This window comes from Streptomyces sp. TRM68416, assembly GCF_014596915.1.
In the GTDB taxonomy this organism is placed as follows: Bacteria; Actinomycetota; Actinomycetes; order Streptomycetales; family Streptomycetaceae; genus Streptomyces.
On the sequence record NZ_JACVWU010000011.1, the window covers coordinates 138,080 to 154,282 of the forward strand.

The following is a 16,203-nucleotide window of genomic DNA, read 5'->3' on the forward strand; positions in this document are numbered from 1 at the left end:
GCGTTGCGATGGTGACCTTTGCGCAGGCGCAGGAGCGCGCGGAAGAGTGGATCAACGGTGATGTGCCGTCGTACCAGCATCGTGAGGTGCGGGTGCGGGAGTTCGAGCTCGGGTTCGTGGTGTGGGCCGAGGACCGTGCGGAGGGGCCGCGTTCGGACGGGGGCGCGCAGCGGCTGGTGATCGCGCGGGACAGTGGTGAGGCGTCGCTGTGGCCTTCGCTGCCGGTGGGTGAGGTGATTCGCCGGTACGAGGAGGAGTACGGGCGTCCGGAGGCGGCGCCCGAGCCGGCGCCGGCGGCTTCCGCGCGGGTGGATCTGAATCAGACGTCGTTTCTTCTGACGCCGCCGGAGTGGTTGCAGGAGGCGGCTGATCAGATGGGGATTCCTGGTCGTCGGGGTGGGGACACCTCGGAGGGCGGGGGGTCTGTTGGTTCTGCCGGGTCTTCGGGGGCGGTGGGTTCTTCGGGGTCGGCGGGTGCTGCGGGTTCTGCGGGTTCCGGTTCTGCGGGTTCCGGTGGGCTGCCGGAGACGCAGGCAGGGGTGCCGGTGGGGGCGGCGGGTGCTGGTGCGCCGACGCCTGCGCCTGCGCCGGGGGCGCCTGGCGGGTCCGGTGGTGGTGCGGCGTGGCCGGAAGCCGGCGCGCAGGGTGACGACGAGGGCGTGGGGGCGCCTGTGGGGGCGCCCGGTGGTGCCGGTGCGCCGGGTGCGCCCGCCGGGGCGACTCCGTGGGCCGGTACGGACACGAACGCGGATGCCGGTGAGGACCGTTCGGTGCCGCTGCCCGCGACCGTGTTCGCGCCGCCGTTGAACGAGGTGGACGACACCACACCGCCGTCGGCGGCGCCGGAGGCGAAGACGGCGCTGATGTCGGGCGGCAGCCAGCTTCCGCGGACGACGGTCGCGCCGGCGCTCGACGATCCGAATGCGCCGGGTGGTGTCGGCGGTGCGCCGGCACCCGGTGCGCCGCATGCGCCGGGCGCTCCGGGTGCGCCCGGTGGTGCGCCCGCGACGGGTGCGCCGTCGTACGGCTCTCCGCAGGCGCCGGGTGGTGCGGGCGGTCCGGGCACGCCCCCTCCGGGCGCCCCCGCGCCGGGGGCCACGCCTCCGCCTCCCGCGGGCGCGCCCTCCTACGGCTATCCGCAGGGCGGCCCGGGTGCCGCCGGCGGTCCTCCGCCCCCGGCCGGTCCGGGTGCGCCGGGGCAGCCGCTCGCGCCGAACGCCAGTGACATCGCCGACGCCGCGACCAGCAAGGCGGCTCCTCCGCCGCGTCGGGGCGGGGCGACGCCTCCGCCTCCGCCCGGAGCACCTGGTGCCCCCGGCACTCCGGGAGCGCGGCCGGGCGCCACGCCTCCGCCCCCGCCGGCGGGCGGGTACGTGCCCACGCAGCTCGTGTCGGCACTCGGTCCCGAGGGGCCGGAGGGGGCTGCCGGTCCGGGCGCGCCCACGCCTCCGGGCGCGCCCACGCCTCCGGGCGCTCCCAAGCCGCCGGGTGCGCCCGGTGCGCCTGGTGGTACGCCGCCGGGTGGTGTTCACCATGCGGCCACGATGCTCGCGGATCCGAGTCAGTTGGGTGGGGGCGCGCCGCAGCCCCCTGGCGCCCCCGGTGTCCCGGGTGCGGGTGGTTCCGCCGGTGGTGCGCGCGGTGCCGTGCACCACGCGGAGACCATGCTGGCCGCGCCGCCCGTCGGCGGTCCGGGCGCGCCCCCGCCCCCGTCGGCCCCCGGCGCACCCGGGATGGCGCCGGGTGCCCCCCGGCCGCCGATGCCGCCCGGGGCGGTGCCGCCGCCGGGGCAGCCGATGCCCGGGCAGCAGCCTCCGGCGTACGGCTATCCGCAGCAGCCCACCGGTCAGCCGACCGTCGGCCCGGGCTACCAGGCCGTGCTGCGCTACCGCGCGCAGGACGGTTCCGAGCAGCAGCTGATCCGGCGTTCGGCGCCGGGTACGCCGCACCCGGAGTGGCAGATCTTCCATGAGCTGCGGGCCATGAACGTGCCGTCGGACCAGGTACTGGAGCTGCACACCGAGCTGGAGTCGTGCGAGCTGCCGGGCGCGTACTGCGCGCGGATGATCCGGGAGCAGTGGCCGCAGGCGCGGATCACGAGCATCGCGCCGTACGGGACGGACCACGCGAGCCGGCAGCAGGGCATGCAGCAGTTGCTGGCGCACCAGGGCGAGTTGCACCAGGTGGCGGACGGGCCCGCGCGGCTCGCGCCGGTGCGGGCGCCGTTGCCGCAGGTGCAGCCGGCGCCGCCGCTTCCGCCGGAGGGGGTCGCGCAGGAGCTGGCGGGTGCGTTCGGGCCGGGCATCTTCCGGTTCGAGCAGGCCGCCGTGTCCCGGCAGGGCGTGCCGCCGGTGGTGGCGCACTCGCTCGTGGTGGCGGGCCTGCCGATGGACATGGGTCCGTTCTTCTGGGCGCAGGCCCAGCCGGGGCGGCCCGTGCCGACGCTGGCGGAGCTGGCGGCCGAACGGGGTGTGCAGCCGGCCTCGGACGCGGGTTCGTACCTGGTGATGGGCAGCGACTTCGGCCGGGCGATCTGTGTGCAGTACGGCACCGCGAACATCGTCGCGGTGCCCGTGGAGGCGGGGCCGGGCGGTGCGCCCGTGCCGCCGCAGTTCGTGAACACCGGTCTGCCCGAGTTCCAGCGCTGCCTGACGCTGCTCGGCCGGATGTGGCGGCTGCGGTTCGGGCTGAACCAGGAGCAGGCGGGCCGTTGGACCGTCGACTTCCAGGCTCAGCTGGCCTCGCTCGACCCGGCGGCGCTCGGTTCGCCGGAGAGCTGGTGGTCGGTGCTGCTGGAGCAGATGTGGGACGGCCTGCTCTGAGGCGCCCGCGCTGAGGGAGCGTCACCGGTGGGAGCCGGGTCCGGTCGCTGACGACCGGGCCCGGCTTCTTCGTGTGCGCGGCCGACCGTGACCTCTGCCCGGAGTGTCGCGTTATGAACCTTTCCGCCTGATACATCAAGATGTGCGCGAAATCATCATTTTGCGCCCATCTGATGGAGAGGGGTTCCCGCATGAGCGGCACACCGGTCCCGCCCCACGGCTTCGTGGCCGTACGGGGGCGTGGCTACCGTCCCGGACAGGTCGACGCGTACGCCGCCGCGCTCTCGCGGGACCGTGACGCCGCCTGGGAGCGCGCCGCCCGGCTGACCGTGCTCGCCAAGGAGATGGAGGCGGAGGCGGTACGGCTGAGGGAGACCGTGGCCCGGCTCGCACCGCAGTCGTACGAGACGCTCGGGGAGCGCGCGCAGCGCATCCTCCGGCTCGGGCAGGAGGAGGCCGCCGCCGTGCGTGAGGGCGGGCGCCAGGAGGCGCAGCGCCTTGCGCAGGAGGCGCAGGCGCACGCGAACAGCGCGCACGCCGCAGCACAGGCGCACGCCGACACCGTGCGCGCCGAGGCGGAGGAGCGCGCCCGTCAGCGCCTGCTCGCCGCGCGCGCCGAGGCGGACGAGATCCGCGTCACCACCCGGCGCGAGATCAAGGAGAGCCGCTCCGAGGCGCTCGCCGCGCTGCGCGAGATGCGCCGGCGCACCGACCAGCTCCTCGCCGAGCAGGCCAAGGAGCACGCCGAACGGTGGGCCGAGGCCGAGCGGCAGGCCGAGCAGCGCGCCGCGAAGGCCGAGCTCCGGCACGCCGAACAGGTGGCCCGCGCGGAGGCCGTGCTGTCCGAGGCGAAGCAGGCGCTCGCGGACGCGGAGGCCGCCGGACGGCGGCGTCAGGAGGAGGCACGCGCGCGGGCGGCCGAGCTGATCGCCGAGGCGCGGGTGCGCGAGGAGCGCGTCGCGCGCGAGACGGAGCGCGTGCTGCGCGAACACGGGGAGCGCTGGGACGACGTACGCGCCCACATGGACCACGTACGCAACAGCCTCACGTCCCTGACGGGGCGTGCGGCGGCGGAGTAGGGGCGCCCGGGCCCCGTTCCCGGGCGCCCCCCGTTGTGAGCCGGTGTACGGCGCGCGCGTCAGGTGCAGCGGCCACCGGCCTCAACTTCCGCCCCCGGCCCCCGAAGGGCTGCCGGGGAAACGGAACGAGCCCCGCGAAGTCACCCCCGCCGGCGCACCGCCCCGGCGAGGATCCATCCCTCCACGGCCTCGTACTGCCGGCGCTGTTCCTCCGCCTTGTGCCGCCCGGAGATCACCGTCCCCAGCCACCCGAAGGCGAAGCCCGCGGGAATGGAGACCAGGCCGGTCGTGGTGAACGGGAACCAGTTGAAGTCGGCGCCGGGAAAGGCGGAGAAGGGTGAGCCGGAGACCAGATTGGTGCCCGGCATCACCAGCAGGACGACGGCGGAGCCGCCGATGAGCGTGGCCAGCAGGCCGGTGCGCGTGTAGCGGCGCCAGAAGAGGCTGTAGACGAGGGCGGGTGCGATGGCCGAGGCGCCCAGGCAGAAGGAGAGCGTGACCAGCGGCTGCAGACTGCGGTTCTGGACCAGGGTGGCCAGCAGGATCGCGACCGTGCCCACTGCCAGCGCGGACAGCCGGGCCAGCATCATCTCGCGGCGGCCGGACAACTCCTGCACCCGGGAGGCGAACACGTCGTGGGCGAGGGAGTTGGCGCAGCCGAGGATCATGCCCGCGACGGAGGCGAGCAGGGTGAGGAAGAGGGCGGTGGTGACCGTCGTGAACAGGAACGTCTCCGCGCTGGACACCTCCGCGCCGAACGCCGCCTGCGAGCCCAGCAGATAGGCGGTGTTCGCCTGCGGGTCGGCCTGTGCGAGGGCCGCCCGTCCGACGAGCGCGGTCGCCCCGAACCCGACGACCGTGATGACGAGCACGAACAGCACCACCGACGACACCGCCCAGGACATCGAACGGCGCACCTGGCGCGCGCTGGAGGCGGTGTACATGCGCATGGTGACGTGCGGCAGGCAGGCGCCGCCGAGGACGACGGCCAACTGCGAGCTGATCATGTCCAGTTGCGGGTACGGCCCGTCCGCGAACTGCAGCCCGGAGTTCAGGAACGCCGACCCCACCCCGCTCTGTTCGGCGGCCGCGTCGAACAGCGCGCCCGGGTTCCAGTCGAATTTGCTCAGCACCAGTACGGCGACGACGGCGCCGGAGCCGAGCAGCATCACCATCTTCAGCATCTGGATCAGGGCGGTGCCCTTCATGCCGCCGATCGTGGCGTAGCTGATCATCAGCGCGCCGACGCCGATGATGCAGCCCGTCTGTATGGAGTCGCCGGAGAAGCCGAGGATGAACGACAGCAGGTGTCCGGTGCCGGCCAGTTGGACGAGCATCAGCGGCATCAGCGCGGCGAGCGTCACCGCGCTGGCCGCGATCCGGACGCTGCGTCCGGGCATGCGCCGGGCCAGTGCGTCGCCCATGGTGAACCGGCCCGCGTTGCGCAGGGGTTCGGCCAGCAGGAACATCAGCAGCATCAGCGACAGGGCCGTACTGAGGGCGAGGACGATGCCGTCGTAGCCGAAGAGCGCGATCACCCCGGTGGTGCCGAGCACGGTGGCGGCGGAGATGTAGTCGCCGCCGATCGCCAGGCCGTTGCGCATGGGGGACAGGGAGCTGTAGCCGGTGTAGAACTCGTCCAGGTCGTCGCGGTCGGGGCCGGTCATCACGCACAGCAGCAGGGTGACGGTGGCGACGGCGGAGAACGCCACCAGGGACATTGCCTGTGCGTCGCCGCTGAACTGCGTAGTCATCGGCGCGCCGCCTCCTCCCGCTTGGCGTCCACCGCGGCCTGCCGGCGGATGCGGTCGGCGAGCGGATCGACGTAACGGCGCGCGGTGTGCTCGTAGAGGGCGATCGCCAGCCAGGTGACGGGGAGTTGGAGCAGGGCGAGGAGCAGGCCGGTGGGCAGGCCGTCGGTGACGGTGCTCGTCATGAAGGAGGGGGCGGTCGCGGACAGGACGAGGAAGAGGAGGAAGTAGCCGAGGGCGGTGAGGGTGGCGGTGCGGCGCTGCCAGCGGTAGGCGCTGCGCAGGATGCGCAGGTCGCTGTGGTGGCCGAGGGCGGAGTGGCGCGGTTGGCGGTGCCGGTGGGGAGACTCGGCGGGGCGGGGTGGGAAGGGCTGCTGCGGCGGGTATGGCTGGTACGACGGATACGGGTCGTAGGTCATCCCGTCCTCCTTGCGTGGCGGCTCGGGTCCGGTGCGGACCGCAGGGAGTTGGGGGGTGGGTGGTAAGCGGAGTCACGCACGCTACTCGCAGGTAGCGAGATCCGCGAGGGTTTCACCAAACTGAGTGGTCGGTACGCGCTTACTTCTGTGAATCCGCGTCTGACCTCGGGTGTTACCCCCGTTAACTCAGACTTTTCACATCTCGTGCGACGGTCTCAACGGTCTCAGCGGAGTGCGCGGCGGTAGGCGATGCCCGGGCGGCCGACGAGGGTGAGCTCCCCGGCCGGGAGGAAGCCGTTGCGTTCCAGTACGGCCCTGGAGGCGGGGTTGTCGAGGGTCGTGACCGCGGTGAGGGCGACCAGGCCGTACGCCGTCGCCGCCGTCCGGCACACCTCGCCGACCGCCGCCGTCGCCACCCCACGCCCGGCCGCGCGCTCCCCGATCCGGTACCCGAGTTCGGCGCTGCCGTCCTCGACGTCGACCAGGTTGACCCGGCCGACCAGGTGCCCCTGCTCGTCCGTCACCACGTGGAAGTGGCAGACCCCGGCGTCCTGTTCGGCCAGGCGCGCGGCATGGACCGCCGCGAAGTCGGCGAAGTACGCGTCCCCGCGGTCCGGGATCGTCCGCGTGAAGTACGCGCGGTTCTCCCGCTCGAAGGCGAGCAGCGCGTCCGCGTGGTCGGGGCGCAGCCGTTCCAGTCGCAGCGTGGTGCGGGTGGTGCCGGAGTCTCGTTCAGCCTCGCGCATGGGCCCGAGGGTAGGGCGGCTCAGTCGGTGAGGACCGGGAATTTCCGGGGCGCCAGGAGCAGGAGTACGAGGAACGCGAGGGTCGCCGCGCAGGCCGCGCCCAGGTACACCGCGTGCACGGCGTCCGCGATCGCGCGCCGGGTCGCGTCCGGGGCCGTACCGGAGCCGAGGGCGCGGGTGACCGAGTCCAGGTCGCCGGCTCCGCCCAGGCGGGTCGCCAGGACGCCGTTGGCGACGGCGCCGAACACCGCCGCGCCCATTGTCTGGCCGGTCTGGCGGCAGAACAGCACGGACGCGGTCGTCGTGCCGCGCTCCGACCAGCCCACCGTCGACTGCACGCCCACGATCAGCGGCAGTTGGAAGAGCCCGAGCGCGCCGCCGAGCAGCAGCATCAGCAACGTCGGCTGCCAGACCGCACCCGGGTACGGCAGGAGCGGGAACGCGAACAGCAGGAGCGCGGCCGCCGCCATGCCGAGCATCGCGGTGTCGCGGAAGCCGATCCTGCGGTACACGTGCTGGCTGAGCGCGGCCGACACCGGCCAGCTCAACGTCCATACGGACAGCACGAATCCGGCGGCCACGGGGCCGAGGCCGAGGACCGCCTGGGCATAGGTGGGCAGGAAGACGGCCGGGGCGACCATGAGCAGCCCCAGGGCGCCGAGCGCCAGGTTCACGGCGGCGATCGTGCGGCGCCGCCACACCCACCCCGGGATGATCGGCTCGGCCGCCCGGCGCTCCACCAGCACCACGACCACCACCAGCGCCAGCCCCGTACCGAACATCGCGAGGGAGGGCGCCGACAGCCACGGCCAGGCGACCCCGCCCTGCACCAGCGCCGTCAGCAGCACGCCCCCGCAGGCGAACACCGCGAGGGCGCCCGCCCAGTCGACCCGCGCGCGGGGGGCGGCCGCCCCCTCCGCTCCCGCTCCCGCGCGCGGGGCGGCCGATTCCTCCGCTCCCTCCAGGCCCGCGCCCGCGCGCGTGGCGGCCGATTCCTCTGCGCCCGCTCCCGCGCGCGTGGCGGCTGACTCCCGTTCCGGCTCGTGCAGATGACGGACGATCAGCCACAACGCCACCGCCCCGATGGGCAGGTTGACGAGGAAGATCCACCGCCAGTCCGCGTACGCCGCCAGCACCCCGCCCACGCCCGGTCCGGCGACCGCCGACACCGCCCACACCGTGGACAGCCGCGCCTGGATCCGGGGGCGCTCCCGCAGCGGGTACAGATCGGCGGCCAGCGTCTGGACCGTGCCCTGGAGCGCGCCGCCGCCCAGCCCCTGCACGATCCGGAAGGCGATCAGCGCGCCCATGTTCCAGGCGGCCGCGCACAGCAGCGAGCCCAGCAGGAACACCGCCGTGCCCGCGACCAGCACCGGTTTGCGGCCGAAGGTGTCGGAGAGCTTGCCGTAGACGGGGAGGCTGACGGTCACGGCCAGCAGATAGCCGGAGAACAGCCAGGAGAAGTAGGAGAAGCCGCCCAGGTCGCCGACGATCTGGGGTACGGCGGTGGAGACGATCGTGGCGTCCAGCGCGGCCAGCGCCATCGCGAGCATCAGGGCGGCGACGACCGCGCCGCGTCGGTCGGTTCCGGTGCGCCCTGCGCCCTTGCGTATCGCGGGTTCTGCGCCGCCCACCGGATTCCTTCCCCCTGCACGTATCTGCCGGCGACCAGCTTCCCACTTGAGCCTCACGTGGCGGGAGGGTGCAGCCTGGGGTGGGCCCGAAGGCGGAGGCGACCCCGAGAAACACTCCGCCGAAGGGTGGACTGCCCCTAGGGGTACCTCCGCACCAGGGCTCGGGGAGGGTTCGTCCCGGCGGAGGACGAGACGGCCCGGGGTCGGTCCTTAACCTGGCTTTACGCCGCTGGGGGGCGGCTGGCCGAACCTTCGAGGGTGGGGTTTTCCCCCGGGAAAGACTGCGCTGGGCACCAGCGCGCCGGACCCCCTCCCGACGCCAGACTCGTGGACGTACCGCTTCACACGTTCGTGGACGTACCGCTTCACACGTTCCTCGCACTGCAGACGCTTGTTTCATTCGCTGACCGACTTAGGAGACATACCGTGACATCGGCTGTGACCATTCCCAGGCACGGGGGCACTGGAGGGCGTACGGCCGTTGCCGCGCGGGCGCGGCAGGTCGTCAAGGCCTACGGGGCGGGCGAGACCCGCGTCGTCGCTCTCGACCATGTCGACGTGGACATCGCCCGCGGCCAGTTCACCGCGATCATGGGCCCCTCGGGCTCCGGCAAGTCCACGCTCATGCACTGCCTCGCCGGTCTCGACACCGTGACCAGCGGCCAGATCTACCTGGACGACACCGAGATCACCGGCCTGAAGGACAAGAAGCTCACACGGCTGCGCCGGGACCGGATCGGGTTCATCTTCCAGGCGTTCAACCTGCTGCCGACGCTGAACGCCCTCGAGAACATCACGCTGCCCATGGACATCGCCGGCCGCAAGCCCGACAAGGACTGGCTGGAGCGGGTGGTGGAGACCGTCGGGCTCGCCGGGCGGCTCAAGCACCGGCCCACCCAGCTCTCCGGCGGCCAGCAGCAGCGCGTCGCCGTGGCCCGGGCGCTGGCCGCCCGGCCCGAGATCATCTTCGGTGACGAGCCGACCGGAAACCTCGACTCGCGCGCGGGCGCCGAAGTACTGGGCTTCCTGCGCCGTTCGGTCGACGAGCTCGGGCAGACCATCGTGATGGTCACCCACGACCCGGTCGCCGCCTCCTACGCGGACCGTGTGCTGTACCTCGCCGACGGCCGGATCGTCGACGAGATGCTGCGCCCGACCGCCGAGGCCGTCCTGGACCGCATGAAGGACTTCGACGCCCGGGGGCGTACGTCATGACCGTCCTGAAGACCTCGATGCGCAACTTCTTCGCGCACAAGGGACGCATGGCCCTGTCGGCCGTGGCGGTCCTGCTGTCGGTGGCCTTCGTGTGCGGCACGCTGGTGTTCACCGACACCATGAACACCACCTTCGACAAGCTCTTCGCCACCACCGCCTCCGACGTCACGGTCTCCCCGAAGGACGCCAGGAGCGAGGAGACCGCGCAGAACGGCAAGCCCGAGTCACTGCCCGCCTCCACCCTGGAGCAGGTCGCGAAGGCGGAGGGCGTCAAGTCCGCCGAGGGCGCGGTCAGTTCGATGAACGTGACCGTCGTGAACAGCGACAACGACAACATGGGCTCGTCCAACGGCGCCCCGACCATCGCGGGCAACTGGACGAGCAGCGACCGGCGCGCGATGGAGATCACCTCCGGGCACGCCCCGCGCGGGCCCACCGAGACGATGGTCGACGCCGACACCGCCGACAAGCACGACCTGAAGCTCGGCGACGAGCTGCGCACCATCTCCGTCGTCGGCGACTTCAAGGCCCGCATCGTCGGCATCGCCACCTTCAAGGTGACCAACCCCGGCGCCGCGATCGTCTACTTCGACACCGCCACCGCCCAGCGCGAACTCCTCGGCACCGAGGGCCGGTTCACCCAGATCCTCGCCACCGCCGCCCCCGGCGTCAGCGACGAACAGCTCAAGCAGAACGTGGCCCGTGCCCTGGACGGCCCGTACAAGCTCCAGACGGCCAAGGAGAACGCCGACGAAAACCGTGAGGACGTCGGCGAGTTCATGAACGTCATCAAGTACGCCATGCTCGGCTTCGCCGGGATCGCGTTCCTGGTCGGCGTCTTCCTGATCATCAACACCTTCTCCATGCTGGTCGCCCAGCGCACCCGCGAGATCGGCCTGATGCGGGCGATCGGCTCCTCCCGCAAGCAGGTCAACCGCTCCGTGCTGGTCGAGGCCCTGCTGCTCGGCTTCGTCGGCTCGATCCTCGGCGTCGGTGCGGGCGTCGGCATCGCCATCGGCCTGATGAAGCTGATGTCCATGGCCGGCATGAACCTCTCCACCGACGACCTCACCATCAAGACGGCCACCCCGGTGGCAGGACTCGTCCTCGGCGTCGTCGTCACCGTCCTCGCCGCCTACCTGCCGGCCCGCCGCGCGGGCAAGGTCTCCCCGATGGCCGCCCTGCGCGACGCCGGAACCCCCGCCGACGGCCGGGCCGGCCGGGTGCGCGGCCTGATCGGGCTGGTGCTGACGGGCTCGGGCGCCGCCGCCCTGTACCTGGCCGCCACGGCCGACAAGGCGAGCGACGGCGCGCTGATGCTCGGCGGCGGTGTGGTGCTGTCCCTGATCGGCTTCGTCGTCATCGGCCCCCTCCTGGCGGGCGGGGTGGTCCGGGTGATCAGCGCGGTGCTGCTGCGGGCCTTCGGCCCCGTCGGCCGGATGGCCGAGCGCAACGCCCTGCGCAACCCGCGCCGCACCGGCGCCACGGGCGCCGCCCTGATGATCGGCCTGGCGCTGGTGGCCTGCCTGTCGGTGGTCGGCTCCTCGATGGTCGCCTCGGCCACGAGCGAACTGGACAAGTCGGTCGGCGCGGACTTCATCGTCGAGGGCAACCAGCGGATCTTCCCCGAAGCCGAGAAGGCGATGCTGGAGAGCCCCGGCCTGGCCCACGTCACCCGCTACAAGGAGATCGACGCCACGCTGACCTCGCCCGACGGCAAGACGGACAAGAGCGGTCTCACGGCCGCCGACCCCACCTACGCCGAGGACCTCAGCCGCCCCACCACGGCCGGCACTCTCACGGACGCCTACGGCAAGGACGCCATGTCGGTCGGCTCCGACTACGCCGAGAAGCACGGCGTGCGCGTGGGCGACACCGTCACCGTCGCCTTCAAGGGCGGCGAGACGGCGAAGCTGAAGGTCGCGGCGATCACCGACGACGACAGCGTGTTCGACCAGGGTGCGCGCTACATCAGCATCGAGACGATGCGGAAGTACCTCCCGGCCGACCGGATCCCGCCGAACACGATCATGTTCGCCAAGGCGGAGGAGGGCCAGCAGGAGCAGGCGTACGCGGCCCTGAAGAAGGCGCTGGACCCGTACCCGCAGTACCAGGTGCGTGACCAGACCGACTACAAGGAAGAGCTGAAGACCCAGGTCGGCCAGCTGCTGAACATGGTCTACGGCCTGCTCGCCCTGGCGATCATCGTGGCGGTGCTGGGCGTGGTGAACACGCTGGCCCTGTCGGTGGTCGAGCGGACGAGGGAGATCGGCCTCATGCGGGCCATCGGCCTCTCCCGCCGCCAGCTGCGCCGGATGATCCGCATGGAGTCGGTGGTCATCGCCCTGTTCGGCGCCCTGCTCGGCCTGGGCCTCGGAATGGGCTGGGGCGCGACGGCCCACAAGCTGCTCGCCCTGGAGGGCCTCAACGTCCTCGACATCCCCTGGCCGACGATCATCGGCGTCTTCATCGGCTCGGCCTTCGTGGGCCTGTTCGCCGCGCTGATCCCGGCGTTCCGGGCGGGCCGCATGAACGTCCTGAACGCGATCGCGACCGACTAGCCACCGCATACGGGGGTTGCGGGGGTGCACGGGGGATCCGGTGCCGGGAAGCCTTGGGGGGCTTCCCGGCACCGGGCTTTTGCGGGCGATTCTCTTGTCCGACCGAGTCTTTTCCGGGCGAGCCTTTTGTCCGACCGAGTCGGGTGGCGGGTGGGCATGGGCCGGGGGTCCGGGGGCGGAGCCCCCAGGCGGCGCCCACACCGACACCGGGTATCCCCAAAACCGACGTTATCCACAGCCCCGGCGCCCGCCCGCGCAGCGACGTACGCTGGAGAGACCCCCGGCCCGCAGCGCGCGTCGGGCGGTTCGTGTTGCCCACCCCCCGGACGAAAGCCGCCCCCGAATGAGCCTGCACGGTCTGCTCGACGCCGTAGTCAAGGACACCGCCCTCGCGGAAGCGATCACCGCGGCCACCGACGGCAACCGCATGCACGTCGACCTCGTCGGCCCCCCGGCGGCCCGCCCCTTCGCGATCGCCGCCCTGGCCCGCGAGGCCGGCCGCCCCGTGCTGGCGGTGACGGCCACCGGCCGCGAGGCGGAGGACCTCGCCGCCGCCCTGCGCTCCCTCCTCCCTCCGGAGGGCGTCGTGGAGTACCCGTCCTGGGAGACCCTCCCGCACGAGCGCCTCAGCCCCCGCAGCGACACCGTCGGCCGCCGCCTCGCCGTCCTGCGGCGCCTGGCCCACCCCCGCCCCGACGACCCCGAGACCGGCCCGGTCTCCGTCGTCGTCGCGCCCGTGCGCTCGGTTCTCCAACCGCAGGTCAAGGGCCTGGGCGACCTGGAACCCGTAGCGCTGCGCACCGGGCAGACCGCCGACCTGAACCAGATCGTCGAGGCGCTCGCCGCCGCCGCGTACTCCCGTGTCGAGCTGGTCGAGAAGCGCGGCGAGTTCGCCGTACGGGGCGGCATCCTCGACGTGTTCCCGCCCACCGAGGAACACCCCCTGCGCATCGAGTTCTGGGGCGACGACGTCGAGGAGATCCGCTACTTCAAGGTCGCCGACCAGCGCTCCCTGGAGGTCGCCGAGCACGGCCTGTGGGCGCCGCCCTGCCGCGAGCTGCTCCTCACCGACGACGTACGCGCCCGCGCGCGTGCGCTCGCCGAGGAACACCCCGAGCTCGGCGAGCTGCTCGGCAAGATCGCCGAGGGGATCGCCGTGGAAGGCATGGAATCCCTCGCTCCGGTCCTCGTCGACGACATGGAGCTGCTCCTCGACGTGCTGCCCAAGGGCGCCATGGCCGTGGTGTGCGACCCCGAGCGGGTGCGCACGCGTGCCGCCGACCTCGTCGCCACCAGCCAGGAGTTCCTCCAGGCGTCCTGGGCGGCCACCGCGGGCGGCGGCGAGGCGCCCATCGACGTCGGCGCGGCCTCCCTGTGGTCCATCGCCGACGTCCGCGACCGCGCGCGCGAGCTGGACATGATGTGGTGGTCGGTGTCGCCGTTCGCCGCGGACGACGCCCTCGAAGAGGCCGACACGCTCAAGCTCGGCATGCACGCCCCCGAGACCTACCGCGGCGACACCGCGAAGGCGCTGGCCGACACCAAGGGCTGGCTCGCCGACGGCTGGCGCACGGTCTACGTCACCGAGGGCCACGGCCCGGCGGCCCGCACGGTCGAGGTCCTCGGCGGCGAGGGCATCGCCGCCCGCCTGGACGCGGACCTGACCACCCTGAGCCCCTCGCTCGTGCACGTGGCGTGCGGCTCGATCGACTACGGCTTCGTCGACCCGGCGCTGAAGCTCGCCGTGCTGACGGAGACCGACCTGTCGGGCCAGAAGGCGGCCGGCAAGGACGGCACCCGCATGCCGGCCCGCCGCCGCAAGACCATCGACCCGCTCACCCTCGAAGCCGGCGACTACATCGTCCACGAGCAGCACGGCGTCGGCCGCTACATCGAGATGGTCCAGCGGACCGTGCAGGGCGCCACCCGCGAGTACCTCGTCGTGGAGTACGCCCCCGCCAAGCGCGGCCAGCCCGGCGACCGCCTCTACATCCCCACCGACCAGCTGGAGCAGATCACCAAGTACGTCGGCGGCGAGGCACCCACCCTGCACCGCCTGGGCGGCGCCGACTGGACGAAGACCAAGGCGCGCGCGAAGAAGGCGGTCAAGGAGATCGCCGCGGACCTCATCAAGCTCTACTCGGCCCGCATGGCGGCCCCCGGACACGCCTTCGGCTCCGACACCCCCTGGCAGCGCGAGCTGGAGGACGCCTTCCCCTACGCGGAGACGCCCGACCAGCTCACCACCATCGCCGAGGTCAAGGAGGACATGGAGAAGTCGGTCCCGATGGACCGCCTGATCTGCGGCGACGTCGGCTACGGCAAGACGGAGATCGCGGTGCGCGCCGCCTTCAAGGCCGTACAGGACGGCAAGCAGGTGGCCGTGCTCGTGCCCACCACCCTGCTGGTGCAGCAGCACTTCGGCACGTTCAGCGAGCGCTACTCGCAGTTCCCGGTGAACGTCCGGGCGCTGTCCCGCTTCCAGACCGACACCGAGGCGAAGGCGGTCCTGGAGGGCCTCAAGGAGGGCTCGGTGGACGTGGTCATCGGCACCCACCGCCTGTTCTCCTCGGAGACGAAGTTCAAGGACCTGGGCCTGGTCATCGTCGACGAGGAGCAGCGCTTCGGCGTCGAGCACAAGGAGCAGCTGAAGAAGCTGCGCGCCAACGTCGACGTCCTGACGATGTCCGCGACACCGATCCCGCGCACCCTGGAGATGGCGGTGACGGGCATCCGCGAGATGTCCACCATCACCACCCCGCCGGAGGAGCGCCACCCGGTCCTCACCTTCGTCGGCCCCTACGAGGAGAAGCAGATCGGCGCGGCCATCCGCCGCGAACTGCTGCGCGAGGGCCAGGTCTTCTACATCCACAACCGGGTGGAGTCGATCGACCGCGCGGCCGCCCGGCTGCGCGAGATCGTCCCCGAGGCCCGCATCGCGACGGCCCACGGCCAGATGTCGGAGCAGGCGCTGGAGCAGGTCGTCGTCGACTTCTGGGAGAAGAAGTTCGACGTGCTCGTCTCCACGACGATCGTCGAGTCCGGCATCGACATCTCCAACGCCAACACGCTGATCGTGGAGCGCGGCGACAACTTCGGCCTGTCCCAGCTGCACCAGCTGCGCGGCCGGGTCGGCCGCGGCAGGGAGCGCGGCTACGCCTACTTCCTGTACCCGCCGGAGAAGCCCCTGACGGAGACCGCCCACGAGCGGCTGGCGACCATCGCCCAGCACACCGAGATGGGCGCGGGCATGTACGTGGCCATGAAGGACCTGGAGATCCGCGGCGCGGGCAACCTCCTCGGCGGCGAGCAGTCCGGCCACATCGCGGGCGTCGGCTTCGACCTTTACGTCCGTATGGTCGGCGAGGCCGTCGCGGACTACCGCGCCTCCCTGGAGGGCGGTGTCGAGGAGGAGCCGCCCCTGGAGGTCAAGATCGAGCTCCCCGTCGACGCGCACGTCCCGCACGACTACGCCCCCGGCGAGCGGCTCCGCCTCCAGGCCTACCGGTCCATCGCCTCCGCCAACACCGAGGAGGACATCAAGGCCGTACGCGAGGAACTCGTCGACCGTTACGGCAAGCTGCCCGAGCCGGTGGAGAACCTGCTGCTGGTGGCCGGTCTGCGGATGCTCGCGCGCGCGTGCGGCGTCGGCGAGATCGTCCTGCAGGGCACCAACATCCGCTTCGCGCCGGTGGAGTTGCGCGAGTCCCAGGAACTGCGGGTCAAGCGCCTCTACCCCGGGACCGTCATCAAGCCGGCCGTCCACCAGCTGCTGGTGCCGCGCCCGAAGACCGCGAAGGTGGGCGGCAAGCCGCTCGTCGGGCGGGAACTGCTGGGCTGGGTCGGGGAGTTCCTGGCGTCGATCCTGGGGTCGTGAGGGGCCGGGCCGTCACCGGCTTCGGTCAGCGGCTCTGGTCCTCGGCTTCGGTCACCGGCTTCGGTCAGCGGCTCTGGTCCTCGGCTTCGGTCACCGGCT

At 72.4% G+C, this 16,203-nt stretch carries 9 protein-coding genes; 5 read left to right on the top strand and 4 right to left on the bottom strand.

The genetic code is table 11. The features are described from left to right. The first annotated feature begins 8 nt into the window (after positions 1-8). Both ICC28_RS19260 and ICC28_RS19265 read left to right on the top strand, forming a co-directional pair. The gene (locus ICC28_RS19260; protein ID WP_188289853.1) at positions 9-2,822 is read left to right on the top strand and encodes an SUKH-4 family immunity protein; all 2,814 of its coding nucleotides are present in this window, start codon (positions 9-11) and stop codon (positions 2,820-2,822) included. Between the two features lie 191 nt (positions 2,823-3,013). Further along, positions 3,014-3,901, top strand: coding sequence for a cellulose-binding protein (locus ICC28_RS19265; protein ID WP_188289854.1), 888 nt, complete (start codon positions 3,014-3,016; stop codon positions 3,899-3,901). A 140-nt stretch (positions 3,902-4,041) separates the two neighbouring features. On the opposite strand, the gene ICC28_RS19270 is transcribed toward ICC28_RS19265, so the two are convergent. The 4 genes from ICC28_RS19270 to ICC28_RS19285 form a co-directional block, all read right to left on the bottom strand. Next, positions 4,042-5,655 carry a cation acetate symporter gene (locus ICC28_RS19270; protein ID WP_188289855.1) on the bottom strand — a complete coding sequence of 538 codons (1,614 nt, stop codon included), beginning with the start codon at positions 5,653-5,655 and terminating at the stop codon, positions 4,042-4,044. Then, on the bottom strand, positions 5,652-6,071 hold the full coding sequence (locus tag ICC28_RS19275) for a DUF485 domain-containing protein (protein WP_188289856.1): 420 nt from the start codon (positions 6,069-6,071) through the stop codon (positions 5,652-5,654). Before ICC28_RS19275 ends, ICC28_RS19270 begins: the two co-directional genes overlap by 4 nt. A gap of 224 nt (positions 6,072-6,295) precedes the next feature. Then, entirely contained in the window at positions 6,296-6,817 is a 522-nt protein-coding gene (locus ICC28_RS19280) for a GNAT family N-acetyltransferase (RefSeq protein ID WP_188289857.1), read from the bottom strand. Positions 6,818-6,837: 20 nt separating this feature from the next. After that, positions 6,838-8,451, bottom strand: coding sequence for an MFS transporter (locus ICC28_RS19285; protein ID WP_188289858.1), 1,614 nt, complete (start codon positions 8,449-8,451; stop codon positions 6,838-6,840). Positions 8,452-8,877: 426 nt separating this feature from the next. Here ICC28_RS19285 and ICC28_RS19290 point away from each other — a divergent pair, with 426 nt between their 5' ends. From ICC28_RS19290 to mfd, 3 genes are all read left to right on the top strand, one after another. Then, positions 8,878-9,666 carry an ABC transporter ATP-binding protein gene (locus tag ICC28_RS19290; protein WP_188289859.1) on the top strand — a complete coding sequence of 263 codons (789 nt, stop codon included), beginning with the start codon at positions 8,878-8,880 and terminating at the stop codon, positions 9,664-9,666. Further along, on the top strand, positions 9,663-12,227 hold the full coding sequence (locus tag ICC28_RS19295) for an ABC transporter permease (RefSeq protein WP_188289860.1): 2,565 nt from the start codon (positions 9,663-9,665) through the stop codon (positions 12,225-12,227). Before ICC28_RS19290 ends, ICC28_RS19295 begins: the two co-directional genes overlap by 4 nt. Positions 12,228-12,570: 343 nt before the next feature. Beyond that, on the top strand, positions 12,571-16,104 hold the full coding sequence (gene mfd, locus ICC28_RS19300; RefSeq protein ID WP_188289861.1) for a transcription-repair coupling factor: 3,534 nt from the start codon (positions 12,571-12,573) through the stop codon (positions 16,102-16,104). Positions 16,105-16,203 lie beyond the last annotated feature (99 nt).